The sequence below is a fragment of the Pseudomonas sp. H2_A10 genome, from assembly GCF_054680085.1.
The window spans coordinates 2,764,812-2,780,970 of the sequence record NZ_CP162821.1 but is presented as its reverse complement, the minus strand read 5'-3'; the positions used below and the strand labels follow the sequence as shown (position 1 = coordinate 2,780,970).

13 protein-coding genes are annotated in these 16,159 nt (G+C 62.5%); 1 reads left to right on the top strand and 12 read right to left on the bottom strand.

All coding sequences use genetic code 11. The annotated features are described in order from the left end of the window. Positions 1 to 44 precede the first annotated feature (44 nt). The 4 genes from AB4O23_RS12955 to AB4O23_RS12940 form a co-directional block, all read right to left on the bottom strand. Positions 45 to 2,936: an RHS repeat-associated core domain-containing protein gene (locus AB4O23_RS12955; protein WP_068935602.1), complete on the bottom strand. Its 2,892-nt coding sequence runs from the start codon at positions 2,934 to 2,936 to the stop codon at positions 45 to 47. 90 nt (positions 2,937 to 3,026) lie between these two features. Next, complete coding sequence (locus tag AB4O23_RS12950; RefSeq protein WP_068935604.1) at positions 3,027 to 6,020, bottom strand: RHS repeat-associated core domain-containing protein; 2,994 nt, start codon at positions 6,018 to 6,020, stop codon at positions 3,027 to 3,029. Between the two features lie 184 nt (positions 6,021 to 6,204). Further along, a complete protein-coding gene (locus AB4O23_RS12945) occupies positions 6,205 to 6,498 on the bottom strand; it encodes a BolA family protein (RefSeq protein WP_017527735.1) in 294 nt (97 codons plus the stop codon). Between the two features lie 6 nt (positions 6,499 to 6,504). Beyond that, the gene (locus AB4O23_RS12940; protein ID WP_017527734.1) at positions 6,505 to 7,023 is read right to left on the bottom strand and encodes a DUF2059 domain-containing protein; all 519 of its coding nucleotides are present in this window, start codon (positions 7,021 to 7,023) and stop codon (positions 6,505 to 6,507) included. A gap of 180 nt (positions 7,024 to 7,203) precedes the next feature. On the opposite strand from AB4O23_RS12940, the gene AB4O23_RS12935 reads away from it, so the two are divergent. Continuing rightward, entirely contained in the window at positions 7,204 to 8,586 is a 1,383-nt protein-coding gene (locus tag AB4O23_RS12935) for a class II fumarate hydratase (RefSeq protein ID WP_017527733.1), read from the top strand. Here AB4O23_RS12935 and AB4O23_RS12930 read toward each other — a convergent pair. The 8 genes from AB4O23_RS12930 to AB4O23_RS12895 form a co-directional block, all read right to left on the bottom strand. Next, on the bottom strand, positions 8,583 to 9,539 hold the full coding sequence (locus AB4O23_RS12930) for a DMT family transporter (RefSeq protein ID WP_068935606.1): 957 nt from the start codon (positions 9,537 to 9,539) through the stop codon (positions 8,583 to 8,585). The genes AB4O23_RS12935 and AB4O23_RS12930 overlap by 4 nt on opposite strands. 78 nt (positions 9,540 to 9,617) lie before the next feature. After that, positions 9,618 to 10,577: a fimbrial protein gene (locus AB4O23_RS12925; protein WP_068935608.1), complete on the bottom strand. Its 960-nt coding sequence runs from the start codon at positions 10,575 to 10,577 to the stop codon at positions 9,618 to 9,620. 78 nt (positions 10,578 to 10,655) lie between these two features. After that, the gene (locus AB4O23_RS12920; RefSeq protein WP_068935610.1) at positions 10,656 to 11,192 is read right to left on the bottom strand and encodes a fimbrial protein; all 537 of its coding nucleotides are present in this window, start codon (positions 11,190 to 11,192) and stop codon (positions 10,656 to 10,658) included. A gap of 11 nt (positions 11,193 to 11,203) precedes the next feature. Further along, positions 11,204 to 11,683, bottom strand: a complete 480-nt coding sequence (locus AB4O23_RS12915; protein WP_017527728.1) for a fimbrial protein — start codon at positions 11,681 to 11,683, stop codon at positions 11,204 to 11,206. A gap of 22 nt (positions 11,684 to 11,705) precedes the next feature. Next, positions 11,706 to 12,200, bottom strand: a complete 495-nt coding sequence (locus tag AB4O23_RS12910) for a fimbrial protein (RefSeq protein WP_460089268.1) — start codon at positions 12,198 to 12,200, stop codon at positions 11,706 to 11,708. A gap of 10 nt (positions 12,201 to 12,210) precedes the next feature. After that, positions 12,211 to 12,783 carry a fimbrial protein gene (locus AB4O23_RS12905; protein WP_017527726.1) on the bottom strand — a complete coding sequence of 191 codons (573 nt, stop codon included), beginning with the start codon at positions 12,781 to 12,783 and terminating at the stop codon, positions 12,211 to 12,213. 21 nt (positions 12,784 to 12,804) lie between these two features. Then, positions 12,805 to 13,554 (bottom strand): fimbria/pilus periplasmic chaperone, encoded by a 750-nt coding sequence (locus AB4O23_RS12900; protein WP_065877763.1) that lies wholly within the window; start codon positions 13,552 to 13,554, stop codon positions 12,805 to 12,807. Next, positions 13,551 to 16,154, bottom strand: a complete 2,604-nt coding sequence (locus AB4O23_RS12895) for an outer membrane usher protein (RefSeq protein WP_460147144.1) — start codon at positions 16,152 to 16,154, stop codon at positions 13,551 to 13,553. Before AB4O23_RS12895 ends, AB4O23_RS12900 begins: the two co-directional genes overlap by 4 nt. Positions 16,155 to 16,159: the final 5 nt, after the last annotated feature.

Below are 16,159 nucleotides of genomic sequence, written 5' to 3'. Positions count from 1 at the left end.
GCCGTCACCGGTTGCCGGTGACGGCCTGGCCTCCACGGCCGCAGTCAACGCCTGTGGGGGTCACGTACCCCCTGAACGCGATAATGCAGCCCGCCCATATGCTGCAGCATGAGCCGATAGGCACCGCGCCCGCGCGCGCCGGGATACCCATGCAAATCAACGGACCACAGTCGATCCCGATGCTGGTGCCAATGAACCGCAGTAAAGCGCGCCTCGCGCAAGTGGCTGAGCGCCAGAGCAATACTGCGCCCCTGGGTACTCAGGGGGTCTATTCCTTGCACGGCCGTCGTGTCGATCTCAAAGCCGGATGCTGTTACCGCCTGGCTTTGCTGAACCGGCGTATGCGCCTCGGCCACCGCTGACCTGCGCTGGCGGCGTGCACGGGAAGCATGGGACGTAGACGCCACTTCAAATGATGGAGCGGAGGACGCTTGTACGTTTTCCAGGGTTTGCGAGCGGGTTGGACCGCGCAGTTGGCGAGTGTCCCAGCCTATGCGAGCCAACTCGGGTGCGGGGTTGCGGTGCTGGGCGATCAGCGCCTCGGCTTGAGGTTTTGCAGCAAACGGGCCCGCATGCGCGTAAATAAGGTCTTGTTCGTAGGAAACGAGGAAAGAGACCCCTTCCACTTCCCGTCGCTGTTCATAGGCAAGCGACAGCAGCCTGGAAGCCTCTTCGTTGCTCAACCGGTAATGCTCAGCCATCCGCAGGGCGAGGCTCGTCAACTGTTCACCATATTGGCTGTCGGTCATCTGAGCAGGTTCGGTTCGAGGGCGTCGTTGGTGGCGATACACCACAGCAGCCCCCACCAATGCGCCGATAGAAGCGCCTGCCATTTCATGTCCCATCAACGCACCGCCTATAACCCCCAAAAGCATCATCAAAACAGCCACCGCGGTCAGCGCTAGCGGTGACACAGGTGCTGCGCGCTGCCCTTGCAGGCCGTCGCGATCAACAAACGTCACCGGGTTATTGCCCACCATGGCGTAGAGATTCAGCCCATCAACGGCGCCTGCCGGGTCGGGGCTGATCCAGCGCTGCAACCAAGGCGCGTAATACCGAGCCCCGTAGTAATACAGCCCACTGGCATCTCGCTCTTTAGCCGAATAGCGCAGGGTTTTGTAGTTGGCTTCAACGGCATTCCTGGCCGCCCACCAGGCCGTACCACCGAACGGATAAAACACTTCCTGACTGATCAATTGCGCCTGGCCATCCAGTTCCAGCGAACGGCTAGCCAAATGGTCGCCGATGCTGAAGCGGACCTGCTCGTTCGCCAGCCCCTCGGGTTGCCCTGCCTCCCATTGCAGTATCCGTGCGGGGCTACGCCCCAGCGACGCGGTGATTACATTCAACTGTTCCCCGGTGGCCGTATTGCTGCGGATTTCGAGCCCCGGCAAATAACGCACCTCTTGCACGAACGTGCGCATCCGGCCGCGGCTGCGCCGGCGCTTGAACACGCGCTGGCCGCCGCCGTCGTAGCCGTATGTTTCGTCATCGTCGTCGTCATCCTGGCCACGCCGCACTTGGGTCACCCGCGTCAACTGGTTGCGCACATTCCATGACATGGCCTGCCCTTGCACCAACTCCAGCTGATTGCCACATGCATCGAAACCTCGGCCCAAGCCTGGCGCATCCACCGCCGTCGGTTGCAGGCAAGCGTGGTTGCTGTAGCGGCCAACCGTGAAGTCGCGGGTGTACCCCGTGCCGACGGCCGGCCGGTGTTGGACGGTCTTGAGATTGCCACTCGCGTCGTAGCTGTACTGCTGGGTGTAGGCGCGCCACTGGCTGTCATCCACGGCACCGAACAGCACCATCGGCGCCGGCCCCTGTCCCGCCAGGGCGTGTGCATGTTCACGTCCCGTGGCGCGGATCAGTTGATAAAGCGTGTCATAGGCATACACCGCGTCAGCGGCGCTGTGCGCGTTATTGAACCAGCGCGTCGGCTGCACCGCGTCCTGAATACGCACAACGTTGCCAACACCGTCGTATTCATAATTCAAGACTTGCAGTGACGGGTTCTGACCACCCGCGCGATGCACCCGCAAACGCTGCAACCGGTTATCCGCCTCAGCGTAATCGGCCGAGGTAACGACGCCGTTACCGGCTCGCTCCGACAGCAATTGACCCGCCGCGTTGTAGGTACAGCGCTCCACCAGCACCTGTCGACGGCCGCCGGCAAGCAACACCGCGCCGGACATGAGCTGCCCCTCCAGGCCATAGCGCGACTGCGCGCGGTTGCCCTTGGCGTCGACTTGCTCCAGCAGCTGGCCCGACGCCGCATAGTGCCAGGTGGTGACAAACCGTTGCGCTTCCAGCAACGGCTCACGGGCCGTTGGCGATTCAGGCCAATCGAGCATCTGCGGTTGTTGCGCAAAGGCTCGACTTTGCCGCACAACCTGACCCTGCACGCCATAAGCCTCATAAAACAGCGTGCCGGCGGTGTCGTCATGGCGCACCAAGCGCCCGGCGTGCAGGCCACCCTGCGTGGCGGTGCCGTGGGAATAGGTCAGGCGTTCGACGCAACGCGGGGCAGGCTGATCGGCGGCGTGTTCAAACGTCGCCACGGTACGGAGCAGACGGTCGTATTCATAACGCTGATGAGCACCGCGGGCGTCCCACTGCTCCAGCAATTGCCCAGCCGCTCCCGGCAGCCTCAACTGCCAGCCGGCATCCACGCGGTCGATGCGCAGCAACATTCCAGAAAGGCTCAACTGCACGCGCTCATTGGGTTTAACCGCTGGGTCTGCCGCCTGCAGCGCGATCAGCCGCGAATCCCACTGCTCGTGCAACGCCCCCTGGGCGCCGAACACTCGGCGGGTGATACGTGGCTGGGGGCGCTCCCGCGCGGTCTCGCGATGATAAGCCACGCCGCGAACCGGTAACCCGCGCGGGTCAATGGCAGACAGCGTAGGGGTGTGTTGGTGTTGGGCGTAAGACATGGCACATAACCTCAATAATCCAAAGGTGCGCAAAGCGAAGACATGGCGGATGGGCACAAGGGCGGCTTTGGGCGGTGTTGTAAGTGGGCATCAGTGCCGCGCAACCCGGCTTCGCGACCATCTCGACGCCAGGTTCGAATACCCTTCCCTGGCCGCCTGTACCGCGAACCCGCGCCATTCGGTGAGCGCTGAAGTCAGGCCGCGCGCGGCCGTCACAGCGGTACGCGCCAATGCACTTTGCCCGGCCATGGACGAGCCGGTCAGGCGCACGGCCAATGCCTCTATGCCTGTCGAGACCCAGTACGCCCATGTTTGATTGAACATCCGGCTCAGGCCGCCGTGCATCATCGCCGTCGGGTCCGGAAGCTGCAGGGTCTCACCATGCGTATCAGCGACGGCGGTTGCATGGCCGGCACGAATCAACGTGCCCATGGCCCCGTCATAGGCCTCGACCATGGGGGTGACATTCGGCACGAGGGGCACCGGCACGTCCGCGCCGAAAAACGCGTTGCCAACGGTCGCGACCGCATAGGCCGCCGTCGCGCCGGCGGTTCTTGTGAGCCTGGCGCGCAGGGGCGTCGCGCCCCAAGAGAAACCGCTGCCGTGCCCGCGAATAATCTGTTGCACCAGTTCCCTGGCGAACGAGCGCACATGCCCAGCCAAGCGCAGGCGCGCTACAGGGTCCCAACCCTCCTCTGCGGACGGATGCAGCGACTCGGCATGCCCGGCGTACCCTCCTCCCGCCACACCGCCCGCTATCAGCCCGACCAGTGGCGCATAGCGCGTCCACCGACCGGCGAGCCCGGTACTCATGTGCACGACAGCCAGTGCATCCAGCGCCGCGACGGTATAGCGCAACGCCTGGTTGCCTGCCGCTGTCGGCGCAGTGCTGCCAAAGATCGCCACATCGACCCCCGCCGCGATGGCGTTGGCCAGATACGTCGACAACCCATCGCGAATCGCCGCCGAACCGGCCGCTTGGATCCGCGGCCTCAGGATTCGACCAATGTGCGCGGCAGTGCGTGTCCAGGAAATTGTGCGCAGTCGCCTGGGCCGGGAAACTGCCGTGGGTATTGAGGGCGCCAACCCCTGTTCATCCCCGTGGGTGACGGGATTACCGCCGACCATGGCATACAGGTTCAACCCATCGATATCGCCGGCCGGGTCCGGGCTGATCCAGCGGCATAGCCACGGCGCGTAGTACCTGAAACCGTAGTAATACAGCCCGCTGGCATCGCGTTCCTTACCCGAATAACGAATGAATGTGTAATCCGCCTCGCTGGCATTCCTGGCTGCCCACCACGCGGTGCCGCCATAAGGGTAGTAGCTCTCGTGGCTGATGCGTTGCGCCTGCTCATCCAACTCCAGCGTGCTGCTGCCCAAGTGGTCCGACAGCCCGAAACGAATCTGCGCCGGCTGAGCAACCCCGCCGGGATGCCGATCCCATTGCAACACCCGCACGGTCGTCGTGCCGACAGCCAGGTTGAGCACGTTCAACTGTTCGTCGGTGGCACTGTCATGGCGGATTTCCAGCCCCGGCAGGTATCGCACCTCGGCCGTATGCAGGCGGCCGCGAGCCTTGAACGACCGACGTTTGCGTATTCGTTGCCCTGCGGCATCGTACTCATAACGTTCCTCGTCATCGTCATCACCCGCGCGCGCTACCTGAATCAGGTGGGTCAATTGGCCGCGCGCATTCCACCCCATCCCGCGAATACCCTCCAGGGCCTGAAGATTGCCGCAGCGGTCATAACCCTGCCCCAGTCCCGGCGCAGCCGCACCATCGATCCGGGGCAAAAGATGATTGCTGTGCGCAGCTATCGTCATGTTGCGGGTGTAGCCCACCCCGCTGCTCGGCACATGGCGCAGTTGAAGCAGATTGCCGGCCGGGTCATAGCGAAAGTGTTGGGTGTAACGACGCCAGACACTGTCGTCGGTGGAGCCGAACGCCACCCAACCCGGTAACGCAGGGCCACCGCTGTTGCCGGCGGTTTCCCGTCCGCTGGCCTTGGTCAGTCGCGACAGTGTGTCGTACTCATAGGTGCTGAGCGCATCAACCCGGGTGTTGCGCGACCAGTGCGTCAGTTGTTCACGATCGTCGATCCGCACGATATTGCCGACGGGGTCATAGTCGTATTGCACGTCTTGCAACCGTTGCGCCGCAGCCCCCGGTAAATGGGCGATCATCTGTCGGCAGCGACCATCACACGGGTGATAGTGCAAGGTGCGCACGACGCCGTTTCCAGCCCGTTGGTGGAGCAACTGCCCTGCGGCGTTGTAACGGTATTGATCCGACAGGCACTGGCGCACGCTGCCCTTGAGCACCAGGAAAACGCCCGTCGTTTGACCGTCCACCCCATAGGCGTATTCAACGCGGTGCCCCTTGGCATCGGTGTGATACAAGCGCTCACCGAGCGCGTTGAACCCGGCGGTCGTGGCGAAACGTTCGAGCTCCAGGCGTGCCTCTCGTTGCGCCTCGGGCTGCGGCCAATCCAACACTGCATCCCACTGCCGAAAACGCCGGGTCTGCAGCGCGACCTCCCCGTGTACGCCATAACGCTCATGGAACACGCTGCCGCCGCCGTCATCATGACGAATGACCCGGCCACACCGATTGAGTGCCGCCTCTGCCACCGAATAGGCGCCATATTCAAGTCGCTCGACACAGTGAGGTTGCGCGTCACCGGAGGCTTGTTCGAACACCGCCACGGCCCGCAGGTACGGGTCATAGCGATAGGCCTGGTGTGCACCGCCGCCGCTCCAGATGTCGAGCACCTGCCCTGCCTCCCCGGGCAGCATTAACCGCAGGCCCGCGTCCACACTGTCGGTGCGCAAGGCTAGGCCGCCAAGACTGTAGACCGTGCGTTGATTGGCGAGCGTGGCAGGCTGCGAACGTTGCAATTGGAACAGCCGCGGGTCCCACTGCTCAACCATCGAACCGGCGCTGTCATGCACCTGCCGGCAAATGTGCGGCTGAGGAGGGTCGGAGGCTGTCGCGCGATAGTAGTCGACGTTACGCACAGTCAAGCCGCGAGGATCGTACGCCGTCAGCGAAGGGGTGAATTGATGCAGGGCATGGGACATGGGGTTGTGATCATCGGTTGTTAAATGATCACGAAGGCTATTGCTGGGGTCGCGCTGAAAAGCGGTAGTAGTGGAGCGTTTTGTGTATCCGGATGCGCAAAGCGAATACAGGCGTCAGTGTTCTAGGGGACCGCGTGTTGCGGGGCTTGGCCGATAAGCATCGGTGCAAACCCCGCACACGGTCTCAATGCCCGCCGGCGCAGGTCGGCGAGGCCGGAGCCGCGTCGATTGTGGCCCACTCCTCGGGCGTGTAGGTGTGCAGCGCCAGCGCATGGAACTCGCCCATCAGGTCGCCCAGGGTGGCGTAGACCTTCTGGTGGCGCTTGACCCGGTTGAGCCCCTCGAACTGCTGGCTGACCAGCACGGCCTTGAAGTGGGTCTGCAACCCCCGGCTGTGCATGTGGCTTTCATCCAGCACGCTCAAGTGTTGCGGGCCCAGGGCGGCGAGGGCCGTTTCGATACGCTGTTGCATAGTCATCGCTGCTTACTTCTTCTTGGCCGGTGCGGCGGCTTTGGGCGACAGTTCGTTGGTCATGTCTTCCAACAGCTTGTTGACCACCGGCACGGCGCTTTCCAGCTTGGCCTGGGTCATCTGGGCCGATTGCTGGGTCAGTTGCGGCATTTTTTCCAGGACTTTCTTGCCCAGTGGCGACTGGTAGAACGCAACCAGGTCCTTGAGCTCGGATTCACTGAAGTTGGTGGTGTAGAGCTTGACCATGTCCGGCTTCAGCTTGGGCCAGCCAATGGCCTGGTCCAGCGCGGCGTTGGCCTTGGCCTGGTAGCTGTCGAGTACGGACTGCTTGGCGGCGGGCGCCTTGGTCTGTTCGAAGCGCTGGGCGAACATTTGCTGCACTTGCATGTACACCGGGGTACCCAGCTTGTCGGCATGGGCCAGGGTCAGGAAGGCTTCGGCACTGGCGTTGTGGCTGGCGGTATCGGCAAAAACCTGGCCGCTGGCGCACACCAGAGCAACCGCGGTACAGATGGCACGAAGACGAGTCATCGAGTTTCCTTTCTAGCTGGCGAGGTAAGACCCCAAGGGCGCCCATTCTGCGCCTAAAAAACCTCGCGGCTCAACCCCGGGCCTTATCCGGCATGGATTGGCCGATGAAACGTCTTTTAGGGAACCCACCTGGCCGATCACGGCCTAAACTGCGCAAACGAACCTGAAGGAGTGTGCCCGATGAGCCGAATTGAAACCGACAGCCTGGGAGAAGTGGAAGTCCCGGAGGCTGCTTACTGGGGCGCCCAGACCCAACGTTCGCTGGTGAATTTCGCCATCGGCGAGCAACGCATGCCCCTGGCGGTGCTGCACGCGCTGGCCCTGGTCAAGAAGGCCGCCGCCCGGGTCAACGACCGCAATGGCGACCTGCCCGCCGACATCGCCCGCTTGATCGAGCAGGCCGCCGATGAAGTGCTCGACGGCCAGCACGACGACCAGTTCCCGCTGGTGGTGTGGCAGACCGGCAGCGGTACCCAAAGCAACATGAACGCCAACGAAGTGATCGCCGGCCGTGCCAATGAGTTGGCGGGCAACGAACGCGGCGGCAAGAGCCCGGTGCACCCCAACGACCATGTGAACCGCTCCCAGAGCTCCAATGACTGCTTCCCCACGGCCATGAGCATCGCGGCCGTGCAGGCCGTGCATCAACGCTTGCTACCGGCGATCGCCACGCTGTCCGGCGGTTTGGCGGAACTGGCGGCGCGGCACATGAAGCTGGTGAAGACCGGGCGCACCCACATGATGGATGCGACACCGATTACCTTCGGCCAGGAACTGTCGGCGTTCATCGCCCAACTCGATTACGCCGAACGCGCCATTCGCAGCGCCCTGCCCGCCGTGTGTGAACTGGCCCAGGGCGGCACCGCAGTGGGCACGGGCCTCAATGCGCCCCATGGCTTCGGCGAGGCGATTGCTTCTGAACTGGCCGCCCTCTCCGGCCTGCCGTTTGTGACCGCACCGAACAAATTCGCTGCCCTCTCCGGCCACGAGCCGTTGGTGACCTTGCATGGCGCGCTGAAAACCCTGGCCGTGGCCCTGATGAAAATCGCCAACGACCTGCGCCTGCTGGGCTCCGGCCCGCGTGCCGGCCTGGCAGAGGTGAAGCTGCCGGCCAACGAGCCGGGCAGTTCGATCATGCCGGGCAAGGTCAACCCCACTCAGTGCGAAGCGCTGTCGATGCTGGCCTGTCAGGTCATGGGCAACGATGTGACCATCGGCATGGCCGCCAGCCAAGGCCACTTGCAGTTGAACGTGTACAAGCCGGTGATCATCCACAACCTGCTGGAGTCGATCCGCCTGCTGGCCGATGGCTGCAATAACTTCCAGGAACATTGCATCGCCGGCCTTGAGCCAGACGCCGAGCAAATGGCCGCGCATCTGGAGCGTGGGCTGATGCTGGTAACGGCGCTCAACCCGCATATCGGCTATGACAAGGCGGCGCAAATCGCCAAGAAAGCCTACGCCGAAGGGTTGACGCTAAGGGAAGCGGCGCTGTCGCTGGGCTACCTCACTGACCAAGAATTCGATCAGTGGGTACGCCCCGAAGACATGCTCGGCAGCTAAGCCGTCACACGCAGCCGTCGGGCCTTGAGCCCGGCGAGCAGCGAGGGCGCCAACGCCACGGCCGCCGAGCCGAGCACCACCACGAATGCGCCGAAATAGCCCAAGGCATTGATCTCTTCGGCCTGCACGTAGTCCGGCCACAACCAGGCCGCCAAGGCCACCGCCACAAAGGTCACCAGCGGCGTGAGGGCCAGGGTCGCACTCACCCGCGACGCCTCCCAATGGGCCAGCGCTTCAGCAAACGCACCGTAGGCCACCAGGGTGTTCAGGCAGCACGCCAGCAGCAGCCAGCCTTGCAGCGGGCTCAGTTGCAGGGCATCCAGCGGATGCGCCCAGGGCGTGAGCAGCAAGGCGCAGCTCAGGTAGATCACCATCATCACTTGCAGCGAGTTCCATACCGTCAGCAATTGCTTCTGGCCCAGGGCGTAGAACACCCACAGAGAGGTGGCGAGCAATACTGTGAGCACGCCGGCGGTGTAGGCGCCGAAGGAGGTCAAGAGTTCGACCAGGCGCTGATTGAAGAACAGGCCAAAACCGATGATCAGTACCACCAGCCCGATCATCTGCCCCAGGCTGAAACGCTCGTTGAACACGAATACGCTGGCGACCATCAGAAAGATCGGCCCCATCTGGATCACCAACTGCGCGGTGCCGGCGCTGAGGGTTTTAAGGCCCACCAGGTACAACACGTAGTTGCCCACCAGGCCGCACACGGCCATCGCCACCAGCCAACCGCCCCTGGGCCCCAGCACTTTGCGGCTCGGCAAACGTCGAGTGGCCGCGAGGTAGACAAACAGGCAACCACCGGCAACCGTCAGGCGAAACCAGGTCACGGTGATCGGGTCCATTGCCTGCAACACCTGCTTGAGTTTGACCGGCAGAATGCCCCAGAGCAGCGCGGTCAACAGGGTCAGGAAAAAACCGTAGACCCAGCGGCCTGAAGAAATGTGCATGAGTGCCCCAAAAACCGGAGGTGGAGGAGCCGGCATTCTAGGGTGATGCGCTGTGCTTTGGGTATCGATGATTGTGTGTCAGGGCACGCCCATCACCAATACACCGCTGCCGTTGATGGGCCCGGCCGCCGGGAAGGAGCCATTGCGCCGTACCAGCGAAAACGTCACATCGTCGCCGCCCACGCTGTTGGTGATACGGGTGAGGAACGAGCCATTTACCGGTACCGCCGTGCCGGCATGCACCATGGCCGTACCCACATCCGGATTGCTCATCATCAGCAGGCGCGTGTCGAACCCTGTTCGGGTGCCTTTGTAGGTAATGGTGATCGGCGTGGTAATGCCGCCATCCGGGCATGAGTAAGTGAGCCTGCGGTTGCTGACGATCGATGAGGTCAACGGGTCAGTGCCGATTGCGCGCTGGTGCACCGTGCCGAAGTTGATCTCGATCGGGTTGTTATTGTTGATCGTGCAGCTGGAGGGGGAGACGGTAAAGTTATTCGCGGCGATATAGGTGACGCTGAGCTGCGCTCGGCTGCCGTCGTAGTTGTTCGAACTGGTAAGGCGCAACAACCCCAGGTTGTCGCCGATGCGCACATCGAACGGATTGGACGGGTAGTTACGCATCAAAATATAGGGCGTGATATCGATCGGGTAGCTTCTCAGGTCGTCCGGCATCGTCGCTGCACGCACTCCATTTTGGATGGGCGTATTGAAAAACCCACCGTTGATACGCAGGCCAGTGCGTTCACCGCTGAACCTCGGTCCCGGTGTCCAGGCGCTCCCTGACGCATTGCCGGTGGCCCAGTAGTCCGCCCTCCAGGACGGGCTCTGCGACCCTGGGGAAAACCTGCATTCAAGCCGCGCGCCTTCCAGCGTGATTCTCGTACGATCGGCGGCCAGAGCAACCGTAACCGGCACCTGCAAGTTAGGATTACCCGTTTGCCAAGCGCCGCCATTCACACGGCAATCAACGGCTTGCGCGGTCGTTGCAACACCCGTCAGGGCGAGAAGCGCGAAGGCTCCCAAAAATCCTTTCATTTTGATCTCTCTTGCTCTTGCCTATCCAGATACTGCCCAACGAGCCTTCACAGCCCGCGTCTTGAGGGCGGCACGCTGCTAGGGGTAGTCCAACGTAAAAGTCGAGGTCACCGTGTAAGCACCGTGCCCAATGGTTTGATCGCGGATGGCCGCCGGCTCGCCCTGCACATAGGCTTTGAGCTCGATCACATTGCTGCCATCACTGAGCACCTGCCTGTCGCTCACGCTATTGACGGGCAACGGCTTGTCGCCGAGGGTTTCCAGCCCGACCCCGATACCCGAGGCACCACTGCCGGCGTCCAGCGCGAGTAGACCGGGGAGCTCTGGGTTTCCCGTGCCGCCAAAGGTGATGGTCACCGAGTCGCTGATGGTGGTGTCGCACTCTTGCAGGTGCAGCTGGAAACGCCGGCCCACCGAACGCGTGTTGATATAGAGATACTTGCTGGTCAGGTCCCACAGCTCCAAGGTGATGGCCTCGTCACCGGGGCGCAGGGTGCAGGCTTCTTCCACCAGATTGCCCTTGAAACGCAGGTTGTCCGCTGCCTGCCCCAGCGGGGCCAGGCCGCAGGTGAGCAGCAGCGCCAGTGCGCACTTTTGAACCCTTTCATGTCGCATAGACTCGACTCCTACTGATATTCGGCCAACAGCGTGGCCACCGCCGTGAAGCTGGCGGCGCTCAGGGTTGCGCCGGGTTGTTGGACGGGCACCACTTCCAATGTCGGCGGTGACGACAGGGTTATGTCCAGGGGGGTATTGAGTGGAAACGGCTGGCTGTCCTGGAAAACCCGTATCCCCAGCGCCGGCACGCTGGTCTGCACCGCCGAGCCGTCAAACGTCGTGGGTGTGCCGTTGACGCTCAACTTCAGCACCCAAGGCAGCGTGTCGGTGCCACAGGTGATGGTGTAACCCACGTGCTTGCGGTACTTCACGCCATCGACGCGCTTGACCCCCACATCGCCAAAATCGACTTCAATGGTGTTGCCCCCCTCAATCGTGCAGGGCGGTGGTTCATTCAATGTTCCGCTGAATGTCACGTTGGCCGATGCGCCGCCATGCAGGCCGACGGCGCACAGGAAAAACAGCGCTCGCTGCTGCCTGAATGTCATGGGTCGTTCCTCTTTATCGCCGTCATTGATAATCGACCACCAGGGTGGCGGTCGCATCGAACGCCCCGCCGGTCAGTCGGCTGCCCGCACGCTTGACGGGCACCGCCTGCACCGCGGGGAACTGGGGGTAGGTAAAGTTCACGGCGGTATTCAACGGCCAGTCGGCGCCATTGACGACCAGCTTGACCCCAAGGTCCGCCTTGCGGGTCGCGAGCATGCGCCGGTCGAACGCGGCGCCCGTGCCCCTGAGTTCCAGGGTCAAGGCGTTACTGAAGGGGGAATCACAGGTGACGGTATAAGGCACCTCGCGACGATAGTTGACCCCATCGATCCGTGACGTCAGCAGGTCATTTCCAAACGGTACATTCAGCGTACCGCCGCTGTTGATGACGCACGGTGGTGGCGCAACGATGACCGCGCGGATGGTCAGGTTAGTATCGGCCTGCGCCATCCGGCAGGCCACCCACAGCAAGGCGCCCCCGACCAGAATGGCGCGCGACCTGTTTGTGTAAGCCATTGTTCTGCCCTCACTCATAGTTGAGCCTGAAATCCACGACGGCCCTGAACGCCCCGCTGGTCAAGGGTGCGGCGGTGCGCGTGGGTTGAACCTTCCAGGTCTGGGTGGTGGCGCCCACAGCCAGGAACAACGGTTCGCCCCGCGCCCCCAATTGCACATCCCGCCCCAGCGCATCGGTCAGGCGCAGGCCCATCCCGGTGATGCCTTGCACCCTGACCAGCCGCGGGTCATCGGCATCGGCGGGTGCGATAAACGCAACCGACAGCACCGGCTGATAGGCACTCCATGTCAGGTTCCCGGTACGTTCATTGCGGAGGCTGCCGGCGGTTCGCTGGCAATCATCGAAGCGCAATTGAAAGGCCACCGGGTTCGCCTGATCGCCGGGCCGTTGCAGCTGGCTGGTCGAGACCTCACCCAGGTCAATCGTTTGGTTGACGGCGGTCATCTCCAGGCTGCATGGGCTCTCATGCAGGGACCCGAGCACGTTCAGCAGTCCATTCATACCTTCCACGTCCTGGGCGTGCGCCCGCCCCATCAGCATCAGCAGCAGGCCGGCGAAGACTTTCACGGTGTTCGACTTCATGACGTTCTCCAACCCCAGGCGTTACTCATTGGACGGCGCTACCTGGCACGTTTCGCCACGGCAGGTGAAGGCCAGCAACGGACGTCCGCCGTAGTCGTTCACATAACTCAAGTAGGGGGCCGTCCCCAATGCCGTCGCCGTGGGCTTCAATTTCAGCGAGCCTTTGGGCGCCACCATCATGGGCTCGAAGCCCGCCACGGTTTTGCCGTCCTTGGTGCTGCGTGCATCCACCAGGGTCACGTAGTAAGGCGTGGGGTTGTTGACGATGTAGTGATCGCCCGCACGGGTCAGGGTGAGCTTTTCCTGCCAAGGGTTGGACAGGTCTTGCTGGCTCGGCTCGATCGCCTGCGGCCGGTAGAACAACTTGATGCGGGTCTGCAGGGCAATTTGCAGGGTGTTGGATTTGTCGCTGCGCGGCGGAATCTCCCGCAGGTTGAAGTAGTACACCGTTTCCCGGTCCTGGGGCAGCAACCTGGCCGCCGGCAACGCCTGCACCTTGACCTGGCTTTGCGTGCCGGGCTCCAGGCGTTGCACCGGCGGCAGGACGATCAACGGCGTGGTGATTTTCTGGCCGGCTTCATCCTCGATCCAGCCCTGGGCCAGGTACGGTAGTTGGGTGTTGTTATTGGTGATGTTCACACTGGTGGCCTGTTTGCCCCCGTCGAAAATCACGCGGGTGCGGTCCAGGCCGACAGCGGCGCTGGCACTGTGAATCAAGCCAGGCCCCAGCAGCGCGAAGGCCAGGGTGATGAGGCGCATGTTCGGCATCATGAGGATGTGTTCTCCGTATCGATAGGCGTCCCGGTCAATGCTGCCGGGTCGGTTGAAGATTGATCAGCGGCCAACAGTTGGCAGCGCAGGTTCAGGGCATCGGTCAGGCCGTCCATGGGCAAAATGGTCGGCAGCGTGACGGTGCAGCGCTCGGCACCGCCCCAACTGACGATCATCCGTTCGCCGGCCTGAATCCCGCTGAGGTAGACATGGCCGTCGTCATTCACAATGCCGGTGTCCTGCTGCCTGAGGTTTTTCACCGTCGCGCCGAAGGGCGGTGCGCTGCTGTCCGGCAGGCGAAGTACCGCCATCGCCTTCTCACCGGAAATCACTTCCAACGAGCGATAGCCGATAGCCCCTTCGGTGAGCGTCAGTTGTGTCACCGATTGGGTGGCTTCGACATTGGCTGGCAAGCGCTCCAGATCGACACTGGCAGAGGTGCGCTGGTAGCTGCCGATGTCGGCAATGACCGCCTTGCCGAACGCGTTGCTGCGGGTGGGCGAGCCATAACCGCGCACTGGCACATCGGGCACACCCGCGGTATCGATCATCAACCGGGTACCGCCGGTGCTTTGGGTGCGATGCAGGGCCGCACCGTAGGGCGTGAGCGTGCCACCGCCACGCGCCGACACGCCGAGGCTGCTGTAACTGCCTTTCTGCGTACTGGCGCTCAGATCAATGTCGGCTGCATCTCCCATGTGGCTCAGATAACCACTGGCCGATTGGTTGCTCGCACCGATCTGGTAACTGTTGCGTTCATCCAGGCGATCGCTGTAGCGCGCCGCCAATGGGTTTTTACCCGAACCGCTGTTGGCATCCAGCGACAAGGTACCGGTGCGCCCCAATGGCAGGCTGACCATCAGCGACATGCCGTTGCCCTTGTAGTTGTAATCCTCGCTGCGGTACATGTTCAGCGACAGGCTCATGTTTTTTATGGTGCCCACGTTGAAGTAGCGCGACACCGCCAGGTTCCAGCGCTGGGTGTCCGAACGGTTCCAATACGTCTGTTTGTTGTAACTGGCATAGACGGTGGCACCCAGGTCGCGAAACTGCTTATTGAGCGTCACGGTATAAAGGGCCTTGCTGGCACCAAGCGGTTTCCAGCTGTCGCGCCCTTCAACGTACTCATCGCGACTGCCGCGTTCGCCATTGAGGCCGTAATAACGCGCGTCCAGGTATTCACTCATGCTCAAGAAGTTCTCCTGGGAGAACCGGTAACCGGCAAACGTCACCTGACTGTCGTAGGCTTCAAAGTTCTTCGAGTATTGAAGGCGCAACGACTTACCCGAGAGGCTTTCATTCCAGACCCTGGCGCGCGATTGCGTCACGTCCAGCGAGACGGCGCCGAACGCCAGCAGGTCGCGCCCCGCCCCCACCGACATTGCCCGGTAGTTGCTATCGGTGATGCCGCCGCCAAACAAGGACCAACCATTGCTGATGCCCCAGGAGAATTCGCCGGTGGCAAACGTCTTACCCTCGGCGCCGTGTTGAAGCCGGGTCGGTCGCCCACTCGCCAACTTGTAACGAACTTGGCCGGGGCGGGTCAGGTAGGGAACGCCTGCCGTATCGATCTTGAAGGTGTGGACCGAACCGTCCTGCTCCTCGACCCGCACATCCAGGGTGCCCGACACTGCGTCATTGAGGTCCTGGATACGAAAAGGTCCCGCCGCCACCAGGGTTTCATACAGCACACGGCCCTGCTGGCTGACGATCACCTTGGCATTGGTTTTAGCCACCCCGACCACCTCCGGTGCGTATCCACGCAGGTTGGGGGGCAACTGGCTTTCGTCCGAGTTGAGCGCAGCACCGGTAAAACGGAAGCTGTCAAACAGGTCCGAATACAGGTAGTTCTCACCCACCAGCAAACGGGCGCTCAGCGAGGGCACCGCGCGATACGCGTAATAGCGGCTCCATTCCAGCTTCTGGGGCCCGGCCGCCGACTCGCGACCATTTTCGACACGCCCCTGCCAATCCGCCCTCAGGCGCCAGGCCCCGGCATTGGTCCCCACCGTTCCGTTGCCACTCAGGTTCTTGCGCTGGCCGTCGTTGCGCTGGAAGATCGACTGCGCCGTCAGGTTGTAGTCAACCAGCAACCCCGGCACGCCTTCATCCCAGCGTGAGGGCGGGTCCCAATTGATAGCGCTGTATTGAAGGTACGCCTGGGGCAGGCTGATGTTCAGCCTGGACGTGGCCAGGTCGGCACTGACCTGCGTGCCGGGCAAGCCCTTCAGATCAAGGCATTCGCCACCGCGCCACGACGCAAGGCCGGCGGCCTGCGTGGCCTTGAGGCCCAGTTGCCCAACCAAGGCCGGCGACAAACACGCCTGACTGCCCTTTGGATCATCGTCAGGCGGATAGAACGTGACTGATTGTTCTGAAACAGGCTGGGCATTGACCTGCACCACCATTGAGTAAGTGCCCGGCAGAATAAACCCGCTGTGCGCAAACCGGGACAAATCAATATTGCTGCGATCACTCAGGTCAAGCACGTCAGTATTGAACTCGATATCCCCAGCACCCAATGCCGTTCCGGCCAACGACATCAGCCCACCCAACACACTTGGGGCGAACGTGTGTCTGACTTTCAATGTATTCAACATGCAAG